This window comes from Actinomadura rupiterrae (assembly GCF_024172125.1).
Lineage (GTDB): Bacteria > Actinomycetota > Actinomycetes > Streptosporangiales > Streptosporangiaceae > Spirillospora > Spirillospora rupiterrae.
Genome location: NZ_JAMZEA010000006.1, coordinates 677,788 through 691,711, shown reverse-complemented (window position 1 = coordinate 691,711; position 13,924 = coordinate 677,788). Strand labels below are relative to the sequence as shown.

13 protein-coding genes are annotated in these 13,924 nt (G+C 72.1%); 9 read left to right on the top strand and 4 right to left on the bottom strand.

Going from position 1 to position 13,924, the window contains the following annotated elements:
* Nucleotides 1–53: 53 nt before the first annotated feature.
* Nucleotides 54–548, bottom strand: a complete 495-nt coding sequence (locus FHU30_RS24025) for a hypothetical protein (RefSeq protein ID WP_253878803.1) — start codon at nucleotides 546–548, stop codon at nucleotides 54–56.
* 215 nt (nucleotides 549–763) lie between these two features.
* Here FHU30_RS24025 and FHU30_RS24020 point away from each other — a divergent pair, with 215 nt between their 5' ends.
* The 5 genes from FHU30_RS24020 to FHU30_RS24000 all read left to right on the top strand — a co-directional run bounded on the left by FHU30_RS24020 (nucleotide 764) and on the right by FHU30_RS24000 (nucleotide 5,874).
* Complete coding sequence (locus FHU30_RS24020) at nucleotides 764–1,987, top strand: hypothetical protein (RefSeq protein ID WP_253878802.1); 1,224 nt, start codon at nucleotides 764–766, stop codon at nucleotides 1,985–1,987.
* 515 nt (nucleotides 1,988–2,502) lie between these two features.
* Nucleotides 2,503–3,306 (top strand): DedA family protein, encoded by an 804-nt coding sequence (locus FHU30_RS24015; protein WP_253878801.1) that lies wholly within the window; start codon nucleotides 2,503–2,505, stop codon nucleotides 3,304–3,306.
* Between the two features lie 208 nt (nucleotides 3,307–3,514).
* A complete protein-coding gene (locus tag FHU30_RS24010) occupies nucleotides 3,515–4,600 on the top strand; it encodes a sensor histidine kinase (protein WP_253878800.1) in 1,086 nt (361 codons plus the stop codon).
* Between the two features lie 19 nt (nucleotides 4,601–4,619).
* The gene (locus FHU30_RS24005) at nucleotides 4,620–5,270 is read left to right on the top strand and encodes a response regulator (protein ID WP_253878799.1); all 651 of its coding nucleotides are present in this window, start codon (nucleotides 4,620–4,622) and stop codon (nucleotides 5,268–5,270) included.
* A gap of 85 nt (nucleotides 5,271–5,355) precedes the next feature.
* The gene (locus FHU30_RS24000) at nucleotides 5,356–5,874 is read left to right on the top strand and encodes a YbaK/EbsC family protein (RefSeq protein WP_253878798.1); all 519 of its coding nucleotides are present in this window, start codon (nucleotides 5,356–5,358) and stop codon (nucleotides 5,872–5,874) included.
* 70 nt (nucleotides 5,875–5,944) lie between these two features.
* Here the strand turns inward: FHU30_RS24000 and FHU30_RS23995 are convergent, their stop codons facing one another.
* Nucleotides 5,945–6,469 (bottom strand): MarR family winged helix-turn-helix transcriptional regulator, encoded by a 525-nt coding sequence (locus tag FHU30_RS23995; protein WP_253878797.1) that lies wholly within the window; start codon nucleotides 6,467–6,469, stop codon nucleotides 5,945–5,947.
* A 143-nt stretch (nucleotides 6,470–6,612) separates the two neighbouring features.
* Between FHU30_RS23995 and FHU30_RS23990 the strand changes: the two genes are divergently transcribed.
* Both FHU30_RS23990 and FHU30_RS23985 read left to right on the top strand, forming a co-directional pair.
* A complete protein-coding gene (locus tag FHU30_RS23990) occupies nucleotides 6,613–7,077 on the top strand; it encodes a DoxX family protein (protein WP_253878796.1) in 465 nt (154 codons plus the stop codon).
* A 364-nt stretch (nucleotides 7,078–7,441) separates the two neighbouring features.
* Nucleotides 7,442–8,860, top strand: coding sequence for an alpha,alpha-trehalose-phosphate synthase (UDP-forming) (locus FHU30_RS23985; protein WP_253878795.1), 1,419 nt, complete (start codon nucleotides 7,442–7,444; stop codon nucleotides 8,858–8,860).
* Nucleotides 8,861–9,217: 357 nt separating this feature from the next.
* On the opposite strand, the gene FHU30_RS23980 is transcribed toward FHU30_RS23985, so the two are convergent.
* Nucleotides 9,218–9,826, bottom strand: a complete 609-nt coding sequence (locus FHU30_RS23980) for an ATP-binding protein (protein WP_253878794.1) — start codon at nucleotides 9,824–9,826, stop codon at nucleotides 9,218–9,220.
* A 227-nt stretch (nucleotides 9,827–10,053) separates the two neighbouring features.
* Between FHU30_RS23980 and FHU30_RS23975 the strand changes: the two genes are divergently transcribed.
* Nucleotides 10,054–10,281, top strand: coding sequence for a DUF397 domain-containing protein (locus tag FHU30_RS23975; RefSeq protein ID WP_253878793.1), 228 nt, complete (start codon nucleotides 10,054–10,056; stop codon nucleotides 10,279–10,281).
* A gap of 243 nt (nucleotides 10,282–10,524) precedes the next feature.
* Nucleotides 10,525–12,075 carry an acyl-CoA synthetase gene (locus FHU30_RS23970; RefSeq protein ID WP_253878792.1) on the top strand — a complete coding sequence of 517 codons (1,551 nt, stop codon included), beginning with the start codon at nucleotides 10,525–10,527 and terminating at the stop codon, nucleotides 12,073–12,075.
* Between the two features lie 119 nt (nucleotides 12,076–12,194).
* Here the strand turns inward: FHU30_RS23970 and FHU30_RS23965 are convergent, their stop codons facing one another.
* On the bottom strand, nucleotides 12,195–13,745 hold the full coding sequence (locus FHU30_RS23965) for a DHA2 family efflux MFS transporter permease subunit (RefSeq protein WP_253878791.1): 1,551 nt from the start codon (nucleotides 13,743–13,745) through the stop codon (nucleotides 12,195–12,197).
* Nucleotides 13,746–13,924 lie beyond the last annotated feature (179 nt).

The window sequence follows — 13,924 nt, the reverse complement described above, 5'->3', positions numbered from 1 at the left end:
AGAAGCCGAAACGGCCGTTCTTGGCTAACTCTTTACCTTCCCGTATTGATCGTTCAGGAAAGGGGATCGGAGTCGTTCTCCACATCGAGGCCCACCACCGAGGCGCAGCCCGTGCAGATCCACTCGGCGATCACCGCCTCGGGCTCGTCGCCGAGGCCGAGCGCGTGGTAGGGCTGGGCCACCGGGCGGCGGCGCATCCCGTGGCCGCAGGAGGAGTGCAGCAGCGCGCCGCAGCGCGGGCAGGGCCACACGTCCTCGCGGCGGAGCAGGCAGCTCGGGCAGTGCGGGACCTCGGTGAGGTCGAGCAGGCCGAGCTCGTGCCGCCACTGCTGCTCCAGGTCGAGGTAGTCGTCGGCGGGCCAGTGGTGGTCGGCGAGCCAGGCGAGGTACTCCTCGGCGCCCGGCTCCAGCTCGGCCGTCAGGGACTCCGGATGTCCCTCCGGAGCCGACTCCTCCGGCGCCGCGGAGGGGCGCGGGCGGGGTGCGGCACGCCGCAGCGAGGCCAGCAGCGCCAGCAGGCCGGCAATCACGATCACGGCCAAGACCATCGCGGAATCCTTTCATGATCGTGCCGCGGGGAAGTCGGATCATGAATTCACCTCACAAAGCCGAGCGAACGCTATCGGAAAGAGTGTTATCGGAAAAGTCGATCACCTCGGCACCTCAAATGCGATCTTGGGCGGCCGATGTCCGAAACCCCGTACGTCTTGGTCCATAACCCCCCACACGGCACAATCAGTGCAGATCGTTCGGAGGAGGCCACATGCCGGGTCCGCAGCGCCCGCCCGCGCCCTCGCGAGGCGCGTTGCCCCTGATCAGCGGGATCGTCCGCGGCGGGGCACGCCGGGCCGCCGGCGCGCTCGCCGCGTCCGCCGACACCGCCGCGGACCTCGCCTTCCGCGCCGCCGAGCTCAGCACCGCAACCGCCGCCCGCGCCCTGAGCCCTGCAAACCACCCACCCGAGGGGCCAGCAGGGCACCCTGCTGAGACCACGACCACGCCCGCCGGGACAGCGGGCCGCGAGTCCGAGGCGACGAGCGCGGGTGCCGCCGAGCGCACCGCCGAGACCGCGACGACGTCCACCGGGCCGGCAGGCCGAGCGTCCGAGACCGCAACCGTGAGTGCGGCCAGCCGCACCGACGAGCCCGCGGCCACGTCCGCTGGGACGGCAGGCCGCGCCTCTGGCCGCGCGGCCGCGGGTGCGGCCGGACGTGCCGCCGAGATCGCGACGACGTCCGCCGGGCCGGTGGGGCGCTCGTCCGCTACCGCAGGTGTGGCAGGGCGCGCCGTCGAGATCGCGGCCACGTCCGCCGGGACGGTGGGTCGCGCGTCCGAGGCGGTGACCGCAGGTGTGGCGGGGCGTGCAGCCGAGATCGCGGGGGCTGGCGCCGCCCGTGTCCTGCTGGTTGGTGGGCGTGTGGCCGGGGGAGTGCTGACGGTCTCGAACGCCACCGGACGCGTGGTCGGCTCGCTGGGGGACGCGATCGCGGTGCTGCCGGGACTCGCCGCTTCGCTGGAGCGGCTGGCGGACGCGGCGGTCAGCCTGGAGTCCCTCGCCGAGTCCGCCTCGTCCCTGCGGGCGATCGGCGAGGCCGCGCACGAGCTGCACCGGATCGGGGTCGCGGCGGACGAGCTGGGCCGCCTCGCCGACGCCGCCGAGCAGATCCCGGCCGTCGCTGCCGACCTGGAACGGCTCGCCGCCGTCGCGCCCGTCCTGGAGGAACTCGCCACCGCCATGGACGACCTGCGCGAGCTGGGCCGCGTCGTGCCCGTCCTCGAACAGCTCAGCGACACCGTGGGACCGCTCGCCCAGACGGTGGACGGCCTGAAGCCGCTCGCCGAGTCGATCGTCGACATGCGGGACGCGATCGACACCCTGAACGCCACGGTCAGCCCGCTCCAAGGCACCGCCGAACGGCTCGGCCGGTTCGTGGACCGGCTGCCCCAGAGCCGCCGCGCCCTCCGCTCCCGCCCCGCCGACGCCTAACGCACAGCCAAGCGCCGTCCGGCCACGCCCTGTCGAGGGTTGACGCGCTGCCGCCGCGCAGCCCCGTCCCGCCCCGCCGACGCCTAACGCGCAGCCGCCGCGCAGACCGCGCGCCTGCCGAGGGTTGACGGGCAGCGGCCACGCAGTCGGGTCACCTCCCGCCGGTGCCTGACGCGTAGTGGCAGCACCGTCTCGTCGGGGCCTGATGGGCGTTGGCCGCGTCGTCCGGTCGTGTCCTGCCGAGGGTTGACGCGCAGCGGCCGCGTGGTCGGGTCTCGTCCTGCTGCCTGACTGGCAGCGGTCGCGCGGGTGGTCACGTGCTGCCGAGGCAGGTCGATGAGCGGTTTGCGCGGTGCGGGCGCGTCCTGGCGAGGGTTGGTGCGGGGGCGGCGCGGCCTGCCGAGGGGTGAGGGGTGGGGTGGGGTTTTCCGGAGGGTGGGGGCTCCGGGGAACCGGACGAAAGGGGACGGTGGACCTCATGGTGGGCCGAAATCGTTGTCCATAGCGTGGCGATCATGATGGAAACGACGGGATGGACGGTGGTCGCGGCGGCCGGCGGTGGTGACGCCGGGGGCGTCACCGGCTGGGCCACGGACCTGATGGAACGCCTCGGCGCGCCCGGCGCGGGCATCGCGATCGCGCTGGAGAACCTGTTCCCGCCGCTGCCGAGCGAGGTGATCCTGCCGCTGGCGGGGTTCACGGCGGCGCGCGGCGAGATGAGCCTGATCGCGGCGCTGATCTGGACGACGCTCGGCTCGGTGGTGGGAGCGCTGGCGCTCTACGGCATCGGCGGCGCGATCGGCCGCGACCGGGTGCGGGCCGTCGCGGCCTGGCTGCCGCTGGTCAAGCTGGACGACCTGGACCGCACCGAGGCGTGGTTCGCCCGGCACGGCGCGAAGGCGGTGTTCTTCGGCCGGATGATCCCGATCTTCCGCAGCCTGATCTCCGTCCCGGCCGGGGTGGAGCGGATGCCGCTCGGGCCGTTCCTGCTGCTCACCACGCTCGGCAGCGCCCTGTGGAACACCGTTTTCGTGCTGGCCGGATACTGGCTCGGCGACAACTGGCATGTCGTCGAGGATTCCGTGGGCGTCTACTCCAAGGCCGTCCTGGCGGTCGTCGTGCTGGCCATGGTCGTGTTTCTGGCCGTCCGTATCATCCGGGGACGGCAGAACCGCAGATCCGCAGGCGCAAGTGGGGTCACCAGGCCGGACATCCCGCGCCCCGACCTCGGCCGCTACGACTACCACGACCATGGGCCGCAGGGACGATCCGGCCGGACCGGAAACCACGACTTCCCGCCCCCAAGGCATCGACGCTGACCCGGAAGGCGAACGAGTGACAGCCGAACGAGCCCCGGCGCGAGCCATGGCCGAACAAGCGTCGGCACGGCCAGCGGAACCCGGGCCGGGGTCCGCTTCGGGACGAGCGCCGGGGTCCCCTTCGGGAAGAGCGTCAGGGCCCGCTTCAGGGCGAGCGTCAGAGGCCGCTTCGGGACGAGGGCCAGGGCGAGCGGCGGGGCGGGTTTTGGTGCGTGGCGTTGCTGGGCTGGTGCTCGGGGCCGTGACGGGCGTCCTGACGCTGGTCCTGGCGCCGGCGCTGCTGGACGAGCGCGCCGCCAGGGCGGGCGCTGACCTGGAGCGGCGCCGCATCGGCGCCTTCTTCAACGCGGAAATTCCTGCGATCACCATCGACCGGCGCCGCGCGGCGGGCTACCTGCTCGCGCGGGCACCGGTCGGTCTGCTCGGCGGCGTGATCCTCGGGCTGTGCGGGCTCGGAGTCGTGACCGGGGCGCGCCTGGCCGTCGGATGGTGGATCACCAGGGAGAACCTGGACGCCATCCCGCCCTCGCCGGTGATCGTCGCCTACTTCGCGGTCGCCGGGGCGGTGCTGGCGTTCCTCGCCGCGCAGGGCCTGGTCGGCGTCGCGGCGATGGAGCGCCGGATCGCGGCGAGGTTCCTCGGCCCGGACCCCCTGGAGGTCTACCGCCGACGCGTCGAGGAGCTGGCGGCGAGCCGCGCCGAGGTCGTCGCCGCCGTGGACGACGAGCGCCGCCGCATCGAGCGCGACCTGCACGACGGCGTCCAGCAGCGGCTCGTCGCGCTCGGCATGCTGATCGGCCGGGCGCGCCGCGCGGACGACCCTGACCGCGCCCGTGACCTGCTGGAACAGGCGCACGACGCGTCCCGTCTCGCGCTCGCGGACCTGCGGGAGACGTCCTGGCGGGTGTTCCCGTCCGCGCTCGACTCCGAGGGGCTCGGCGCGGCGCTGGAGGCGGTCGCCGAACGCGCGCCGCTGCCGGTCGACCTCGACGTCCGGCTGGACGGCCCGGACCGTCCGCCCCGCGAGGTCGAGACGGCCGCGTACTTCGTGGTCTGCGAGGCGGTGACGAACGCGGCGAAGCATTCCGGCGCGACGCGCGTGTCGGTCCGGGTCGCGCGGCACGGCAGAATCCTGTCGGTGACGATCATCGATGACGGAACCGGCGGCGCCGACCCGTCCGGCGGCGGGCTGCGCGGTCTCGCCCGCCGCGCGGAGGCCCTGGACGGCACGGTCACCGTGCTCAGCCCGCCTGGCGGCCCCACCGAGATCACCGCCGAGCTGCCATGCGGGTGACGGCGTCGAAGGGGTTCCGGTGCGGGTGATGCTGGCGGAGGATTCCGCGCTGCTCCGCGAGGGCCTGGTCAGGCTGCTCGCCGAGGAGGGGCATGAGGTCGTCGCGGCGGTCGGCGACGCCGAAGCCCTCCTCGAAGCCGTCGAAGCAAACCCACCCGATGTGGTCGTCGTGGACGTCCGGATGCCGCCCACGCACACCGACGAGGGCCTCCGCGCCGCGCTGGAACTGCGCCGGACACGTCCCGAAGTGGGAGTGCTCGTCCTGTCGCAGTACGTGGAGCGGCGGTTCGCGACCGAGCTGCTGACGTCCAGCGCGAACGGCGTCGGCTACCTGCTGAAGGACCGGGTCGCGCAGGTGGACGAGTTCCTCGACGCGCTCGACCGGGTGCACGCGGGCGGCGCGGCGTTCGACCCGGAGGTCGTCCGGCGGCTGCTCGCGGGCGCGGACCGCGAGCGCGCCGACCCCCTCGCCGCGCTCACCCCGCGCGAGCGGGACGTCCTGGCCGCGATGGCCGAGGGCCTCTCCAACGCCACGATCGCCGGACGCCTGCACGTGTCGCAGAGCGCCGTCGAGAAGCACGCCAACGCGATCTTCGGCAAGCTGGGGCTGGGGGAGTCGTCCGGGTACAGCCGCCGCGTCCTGGCCGTCCTGCGCTACCTCGGGGCCTGACCCCCGGACGGCCGCGGATCATGGCAGGTTGGCGACCGGCGCACCATTGAACGCCCCCGCACAGACCGACGACGGAGGAGATCGCATGACGGACAGGCTCGACTGGGTTCCGGCGACCGAGCGGCCCGACCTGCTGGCCGGGCCCGTCGCGGCGGCCGTCGCGGACGTGCCGGGCGCGCGGGTCGCCGAGATCGACCCGGAACTGGCCGACACCGCCGCGTTCTGCGAGCGCTACGGCGTGCCGCTGGAGATCAGCGCGAACTGCGTGGTCGTGGCGGCCAAGCGCGGCGGCGAGGTGGGCTACGCGGCGTGCATGATCCTGGCGACCGACCGGGCGGACGTGAACGGCGTCGTCCGCAAGCACCTGGGCGCGCGCAAGGCGTCCTTCGCGCCGATGGCCGAGGCGACGTCCCTGACCGGCATGGAGTACGGCGGGATCACCCCGATCGGCCTGCCCTCCGACTGGCCCGTCCTGGTGGACGCGGCGGTCGCCGACGCCGCCGAGGTCGTGATCGGCGGGGGAGTGCGCGGCTCGAAGATCCTCGTCCCCGGCAAGTCCCTCGCCGCGCTGCCGGGCGCCGAGGTCATCTCGCTGGCGCAGTAAGGGACGTCCACCGACACCGTGGACGGGGCGGAACGTTCCCGTTCGAGCGAAAAGAGAGTTCTGTTCGGCGTCAGCCGCCGGACTCGCGGAGCCTGTCGGCGACCCGGGTGAGCGCCGTCCCGAGGACGTCCAGCTCCTCGTCGGAAAGAAGGCCGATCAGGTGCTCCCGGACGACCCGCCGGTGCCCCGGCCGGACCCGCGCGAGCCGCTCCTCGCCCTCGCCGGTGAGCTGGGCCCAGACGGCGCGCCGGTCGCTCGGGCAGGGCGTCCGGCGCACCAGGCCGCGCTGCTCCAGCTGCGTGACCTGGTAGGTCAGCCGGCTCTTGGAGACCATCGCGCGGCGCGCCAGCTCGGTCATCCGCAGCCGCCGGTCGTCCGCGCCGCGCAGCGTGACCAGGATCTCGAAGTCGGCGTGGGACAGCTCGCCGTCCGCCTTGAGCTGCCGCTCGATCTCCTGCTCCAGCAGGTGCGACGCGGCGAGGAATCCTTTCCAGGCACGTAGTTCGGCGGGTTCGAGAGGGCCGCTGCCCTCGGTCCGGTCGAGAGCGGCGGCGCCCGGCTGGCCGGGACGGTCGGGACGGTCGGGGTGGAACATGAATCCGATTCTATTCGGTTCAGATTTGAATCATCCCGCCAACGGTGTTAGTACAGTTTTGAACGATCTGTCGTTCGCCTCTGAACGATCCGTCGTTCGTCCCCCGCCAGGTTTCCCCGCACGACCCCGCGAAGGAGCTCCCCGTGTACCTGTCCCGAAGATTCCCCGCGCTGACCGACGCCGCGCTGCTGCTCGGCCGCCTCGTGCTCGGCGTGGTGTTCGTCGCGCACGGCTGGCAGAAGTTCCACAAGTACGGCCACGCCACCGTCACCAAGATGTTCGACGGCATGGGCATCCCGCTGCCCGGCCTCGCCGCGAGCTACGCCACCTGGGTGGAGCTGGCGGGCGGCGTGCTGCTCATCGTCGGCGTCCTGACCCCGCTCGTCGGCCTGCTGCTGTTCGGCGACATGGCGGGCGCGCTCTGGTTCGCCCACGCCGACCACGGCTTCTTCTCCGACAAGGGCGGCTACGAGTACGTGCTCGTCCTGGCCGTCCTGTCCTTGCTCGTCGCTTTCGCCGGCCCGGGGCGCGTCTCGCTGGACGCGCTGCTCGGCGGCGGCCTGAGGAGGGAGCAGGCCGCCGACGGCCGGCGCGCGGTCGGAGTCTGATCCGGCCAGGGGCCGAAGCCGCCGAGTCAGCTCCGAACCTGAGCCGACGGCGACGGAGGCCGAGGCCCCGACCCGTCCGAGGGCGTGTGCGGGCGCCCGCGGACGGGACCCGACCGAAAGCGCGCCGACGGTCCCCGGCCGAAAGGCCCGGCGGGACCGACCGGAAATGAGCCCGGATCCGGTGAGCGGGGACGCGGATCCGGGCTCTTGTCGTGTCCTGCGAAGAACGGCCAGGTCGCGCCCCGTATGATGCGATCTCGTGATCATGATCCCGCGTGGCCCGCGCTGGGGCGGGTAGGGCTCAGTCGATCACGCACGCTCAGTTGATCACGCACACGCATCGCTGGAAAGGCAGGGTCCTGGGGTGTCGGGCGCAAGTGACTTCGTTGTGGTGGCCAACCGCCTTCCCGTGGACCGGGTCGTCGGGGAGAACGGCGAGCCGTCCTGGAGGCGGAGTCCGGGCGGGCTGGTCAGCGCCATCGCGCCGCTGATGCGCCGCAGGCACGGAACCTGGATCGGCTGGGCCGGATCCCCCGACGAGCGGCTGGAGCCGTTCGAGGAGGACGGCATGTCGCTCGTCCCGGTCGTGCAGACGGCCGAGGATGTCGAGCTCTACTACGAGGGCTTCTCCAACGCGACTCTCTGGCCGCTCTACCACGACGTCATCGCGCCGCCCGTCTACGACCGCTCCATGTGGGACGCCTACGTGCGCGTCAACCAGCGCTTCGCCGACGTCGCCGCCGAGGTCGCGGGCAAGGACGGGGTCGTCTGGGTCCAGGACTACCAGCTCCAGCTCGTCCCCGCGATGCTCCGGCGCCTGCGTCCCGACCTGCGCATCGGGTTCTTCCTGCACATCCCGTTCCCGCCGCTGGAGCTGTTCTGGCAGCTGCCGTGGCGCCGGCAGATCCTCGAAGGGCTGCTCGGCGCCGACCTGGTCGGCTTCCAGCTGCCCGGCGCCGCGCAGAACTTCGTCCGGCTGTGCCGCCGCCTGCTCGACGCCCGCACCTTCAAGCAGGACGTCTTCTGGGACGGCCGGACCGTCCGCGCCCGCGCCTTCCCGATCCCCGTGGACGCCGAGGAGCTGCGCCGGCTCAGCGCCGACGAGGGCGTCCGCCGCCGCGCCGCCGAGATCCGCGAGGACTTCGGCGACGCCCGCCTGCTGCTCGGCGTGGACCGGCTCGACTACACCAAGGGCATCACCCAACGCCTGGAGGCGTTCGGCGAGCTGTTCCGCGACGGCGAGCTGCGCCCCGGCGAGGCGACCTTCATCCAGATCGCCACGCCCAGCCGCGAGCGCGTCGAGCAGTACCAGCTGCTCCGCGACCAGATCGAGCAGCAGGTCGGGCACATCAACGGCGAGCACGGCGAGCTCGGCACGCCGGTCATCCAGTACCTGCACACCTCCTACGACCGCGCCGAGCTCGCGGCCCTGTTCCTCGCCGCGGACGTCATGGTCGTCACGCCGCTGCGGGACGGCATGAACCTGGTCGCCAAGGAGTACGTCGCCTGCCGCGAGGACCTCGGCGGCGCGCTGGTCCTCAGCGAGTTCGCGGGCGCCGCGGCCGAGCTCAAGCGCGCCTACCAGGTCAACCCGTACGACATCGACGGCCTGAAGCAGGCGCTCCTGGACGCCCTGCGCGACCACCCGTCCGAGCAGGGCCGCCGCATGCGCGCCATGCGCCGCCGCGTCCTGGAGCACGACGTGGACCGCTGGGCCCACGACTTCCTCACCGCCCTGGAAGAGCCGCCCCCGCCCACCGCCATGGCCCGCGAAGCCGTCTAACCCCCACCCGTCGCGCCGACCCTCCGCAGGTGCCAGGCCTTCTGCACGCGCGCAAGCCCGCCCGCGCGCAGGGCTGTCCGTACACAAGCCCGACCGGGCGCCGAGCCATCCGCGCGCCGGGCAGTCCGCGTGCAGGGGCGCGCGCAAGCACGTCCGCGTGCAGCGAGAGGTCTTGTGCGGTGGGTGGGGTTGACTCGGGGTGGGCGGGGTTGACTGGTCTGACTCGGGGCTTACTCGTTGAGCTGCCGCTTGTTTGGGACGTGCCGTCCGGGTAGGGGAGGGCACGTCCTTGTCAGGCCACGGGACCGGGAGGTGTGGTCCGGGCGGTCAGCGTTTCGGTGCGGTCCGTTCCGGGGTTCAGGAGGTCAGGTCGAAGGCGGCCCAGACGGCCTTGCCGCCCGTGCTGAGCGGGGCCCAGCCCCAAGCGTCGCTGACTCCGGCGACGACGAGGAGACCGCGGCCGTCCTCGCTGAAGGCGTCCTCGGCGCGCGCGACGGCGGGCCTGCTGCCGCCCGGGTCGGTCACCGTGATGACCAGGCGGCGCGGGTGGCCGAGCAGGACCAGCTGTATCGGACGAGACTGAACCTGATTTACGGATGTCTCCATGCCGTGGCGGAGCGCGTTGGTCACGAGCTCGGAGACCGCCACCAGGACGTCGGAGGCGTCCCCGGGCAGGCCCCAGCCGGCGACCGTCTCGCAGGCGAACGCGCGGGCCGCGCGGGGTGCGGTCGGGTCGGCGGGCAGGATCGTCCGCGCGGTGCGCGGGCTGCCCTCGTGCGGTGTCGGCCAGAGGCCGGCGAACCCTGACGAGGTGGTGCCATCTCCATGGCCGGGCAGCGAGGAGATCGTGTCCCCGCCGGCGGCGCCGTCCGGCGCGCCGAAGTCGGGCGAGGCGTACGGCAGGTCCAGGGGCCGCCGGCCCCGCTCGACGGTAGCCGCGAGGTCGTCGGCCTGGTCAACGAACATTGGCAACCCCAGGGGCGTGCGGACGGAACGGGTGGGAGCGTTCGCTATCTTGCTCCTCACGTCGTGCAGATGCAAGACCGTTTGCAAGCACGAATGCATGGCCATACGCACAACCAGATGCACGTGCATTTCGTATCATCGCTCGCGGGGCCCGGTCGGTACCGGGAGCGGGGACACGCCGGTCCGTCCGTCAGGACGGGCCACGAACTCCAGCAAGGGGGCACACGATGGACGGCGAAGAGCCGACCGTCTGGAGCGACCGGCTCGTCTGGATGAAGAGCCGCCGCAGCAATCCGAACGGCAACTGCGTCGAACTCGCGGAGCTGCCCACGGGGGACATCGCGGTCCGCAACTCCCGCTACCCGGAGGGACCGATCCTCGTGTACACGCGCGCGGAAGTGGAGGCATTCGTCGGAGGCGCCAAGGACGGCGACTTCGACCACATGCTCGTCTGACCGTCCGCGACCATGCCCGACCGGCCACCCGGCCGCCAGGGCGATCGACCGCGTCTCCGCCTGAGCGGCCGCCTGGTCCTCCGGGCGACCGCACCGCGTCTCCGCCCGAGCGGCCACCCGGTCCTGCGGGCGACCGCACCGCATCTCCGCCCGAGCGGCCACCCGGTCGTCCGGGCGGTGGGCATCCGTCCACTTACCGAATCGCATTCCAATCGACGTCCGGTCCGGGTACCGTGCGGTGCCATGCACCTGGGGCAGATCGCCGAGCGGACACCCGGCAAGCCCGCCGTGATCATGGCGGGCTCCGGGCGGGTCGTCACCTTCCGGGAGCTGGACGAGGCGTCCAACCGGCTCGCCCGCCTCCTCGCCGCCGCCGGCCTGCGCCCCGGCGACCACATCGCCTTCATGCTGGAGAACCATCCGCTGTTCCTCGCGGTCGCGTGGGCCGCGCAGCGCTCCGGCCTCTACTACACCGCCGTGAGCTCCCGGCTTCAGCCCGACGAGCTGGCCTACATCGTGGAGAACTGCGAGGCCAAGGCGTTCATCACCAGCGCCGCGCTCGCCGACCGCGCCGCCGCCGTCCCGCCCGAGCGGCTGCCCGGCCTCCGGCTGAGGCTGATGCTGGACGGCACCGCGCCCGGCTTCGACTCCTACGAGGAACGCGTCGCCGAGCATGCGCCGACGCCGCTTCCGGACGAGTGCGAAGGCGCGGACATGCTCTACTCGTCCGGTACCACGGGACGTCCGAAAGGCGTCAAGCCGCCGCTGACGCTCGCTCCGATGGGCACTCCGAGCGCGCTGTTCCAGCTCATCAACCTGCTGTTCCAGCCGGACGCCGACTCGGTGTACCTGTCGCCCGCGCCGCTGTACCACGCCGCGCCGCTCCGCTACAGCCTCAACTTCCATCGCTGTGGTTCGACCGTCGTCGTGATGGAGAAGTTCGATCCGGAGGCGGCACTCGCCGCGATCGAGCGGTACGGCGTGACGCACAGCCAGTGGGTGCCGACGATGTTCATCCGGATGCTGAAGCTCGCGGACGATGTCCGCGAGCGGTACGACCTGTCATCGCTGCGGCACGCCGTCCACGCCGCGGCGCCGTGCCCCGTTCCGGTCAAGGAGCGGATGCTCGACTGGTGGGGGCCGATTCTCCACGAGTACTACGCGGCGACCGAGGGCAACTGCTTCGTCTATGCGAGCCCGACCGACTGGCTCGCGCACAAGGGGACGGTCGGCCGTCCGCTGCTCGGTGAAGTGCACGTATGCGACGAGGACGGCAACGAGCTGCCGCCCGGCGAGAACGGCACGCTCTACTTCGGTGAAGGCCCGTCGTTCGAGTACCACGGCGACCCCGCGAAGACCGGCGCGTCCCGCGACCCGTGGGGCCACGGCTGGACGACCCTGGGCGACGTCGGCCACGTCGATGGCGACGGCTTCCTGTACCTCACCGACCGCCGCTCGTACATGATCATCAGCGGTGGCGTGAACATCTACCCGCAGGAGGCGGAGAACGTCCTGGCCGTCCATCCGGCCGTGGCCGACGTGGCCGTCATCGGCGTCCCGGACGAGGAGATGGGCGAGGCCGTCAAGGCGGTCGTCCAGCCCGTCGACCCCGCCGCCGCCGGGCCGGAGCTGGAGGCCGAGCTGATCGCCTACTGCCGCGACCGGCTCGCCCACTACAAGTGCCCGCGCTCGGTCGACTTCCGCGCAGAGCTGCCGCGCCACCCGACGGGCAAGCTCTTCAAGCGCCTGCTTAAGGACGAGTACTGGAAGGACCGGACCCCGACCGCGGGCTAGCCACCGACGGGATTCGTAAACGCGCGTCCCCGAACTGGGCTGACAACACGGAACGCCCCGGGGTCCGGCCCATGTGAGGGGGACCGGAACCCGGGGCGTCCGTGCGAGCGGGCCAAGCGTCAGTGCATCGGCACCTGGACGTCCGACGTCGGCTCCTCCGGCTTGTGGCGCGGCAGGAACAGCGCCGGCAGGAACGCCAGGAGGATCAGCGCCGCCGACCACCAGTAGGTGGTCTGGAACGCGTCCGCCATCTTGTGCGGGACCTGCGCCAGGACCTCCTTCGGCAGCTTCGCCAGCGCCGCGGCCTGCTGGGCCTGGTCACCGCCCGAGGGCAGCCCCTGGTCCTTCAGCTGGGTCGCGAGCAGGACGGCGATGAACGCGGTGCCGACCGAGCCGGCGACCTGCTGGATGATGTTCAGCGCGGTGCTCGCGCGCGGCACCTCGGCGTGCTCCAGCGTCGCCATCGCGGCGGACATGGTCGGCATCATCGTCATGCCCATGCCCATGCCCATCACGAACAGCGCGACGCCGAGGCCCCAGTAGGACGAGTCGACGCTGATCTGCGAGGCGAAGCCCGCCACGCCGACCACCACGGTGACCAGGCCGACCAGGACGACCTTGCCCGCGCCGAGCTTGTCGGTCAGCTTGCCGCCGACCGGCATGGTGACCATCGCGCCGAGGCCCTGCGGGGCCAGCAGCAGGCCGGCGTGCAGCGCGTTCTGGTGGCGGATCGTCTGGTAGTACAGCGGCAGGATCAGCATCGCGCCGAAGAACGCGCAGGCGAACAGCACCATCGTGCCGGCGGCCGCGGCCACCGAGCGGCGCTTGAACAGCCGCAGGTCGATCAGCGGCGAGGTGTTGCGCCTGCTGAGCGCGTGCGCGGCGAACAGCAGCACCAGCACGGCGCCGCCGATCACGGTGACCAGCACGTCCGGGCGGCCGAAGTCGTTCTTCTCGGCGCCGGTCGCCAGGCCGTAGATCAGCGCGGCGAGGCCCGGGGACAGCAGGACCAGGCCGAGCAGGTCCAGCTTCTCGCCCTGGCCGGGCTGGTCCTTCTTCAGGATGCGGGACGCGAGGAACACCGCGACGATGCCGATCGGCACGTTGATGTAGAAGATCCACCGCCAGGACACGTCGTCCACCAGGTAGCCGCCGAGGATCGGGCCGAGGATCGGGCCGAGCAGCATCGGGATGCCGACGATGCTCATGACCTGGCCGACCCGCTTCGGGCCGGCGGCCTGGGTCAGGATCGTCATGCCGGCGGGCATGATCATGCCGCCGCCGAGGCCCTGCAGCACCCGGAACGCGATCAGGGACGGGGCGTCCCACGCGGTGCCGGCGAGCGCGGAGCCCAGCACGAACAGCACGATCGAGATGATGTACAGCCGCTTGGTGCCGAACCGCGAGGCGGCCCAGCCGGTGACGGGGATGACCGTGGCGAGGGCCAGCGTGTAGCCGGTCGCCACCCACTGGATCGTGGCCAGGTCGGTGTTGAAGCTTTCGGAGAGATGACGCAGTGCGACGTTGACGACGGTCACGTCCAGGATGGACATGATCGCGCCCAGCACGACGACCATGGCCACCGCGAGCACGCCGCGATCAAGACCACCGCCGGAGGCCGCCGCCTCGGGAGGGCCGTCCGTCGTCTGCGGAGACGCGGGAGCGGTCAAGTGAATCTTCCAATCGTAGGGCCCGCGCGCACGGGCAGCCAGAACGGATCACGGGGTGGTCCGGGGGAACGACCGCGCCAAAATAGTGCAGTCACTGACACTTTCGCGAACCATTTAACCCGGATGGTTCCCGGAGTATTCCAGCGACGTCCGACACTTCTGGCAGCTCACCCCGTACC

Coding starts and splice junctions, on each gene's coding strand:
- FHU30_RS24025 (WP_253878803.1), bottom strand. CDS start 548: ATGGTCTTGGCCGTGATCGTGATTGCCGGCCTGCTGGCGCTGCTGGCC.
- FHU30_RS24020 (WP_253878802.1), top strand. CDS start 764: ATGCCGGGTCCGCAGCGCCCGCCCGCGCCCTCGCGAGGCGCGTTGCCC.
- FHU30_RS24015 (WP_253878801.1), top strand. CDS start 2,503: ATGATGGAAACGACGGGATGGACGGTGGTCGCGGCGGCCGGCGGTGGT.
- FHU30_RS24000 (WP_253878798.1), top strand. CDS start 5,356: ATGACGGACAGGCTCGACTGGGTTCCGGCGACCGAGCGGCCCGACCTG.
- FHU30_RS23995 (WP_253878797.1), bottom strand. CDS start 6,469: ATGTTCCACCCCGACCGTCCCGACCGTCCCGGCCAGCCGGGCGCCGCC.
- FHU30_RS23980 (WP_253878794.1), bottom strand. CDS start 9,826: ATGTTCGTTGACCAGGCCGACGACCTCGCGGCTACCGTCGAGCGGGGC.
- FHU30_RS23975 (WP_253878793.1), top strand. CDS start 10,054: ATGGACGGCGAAGAGCCGACCGTCTGGAGCGACCGGCTCGTCTGGATG.
- FHU30_RS23970 (WP_253878792.1), top strand. CDS start 10,525: ATGCACCTGGGGCAGATCGCCGAGCGGACACCCGGCAAGCCCGCCGTG.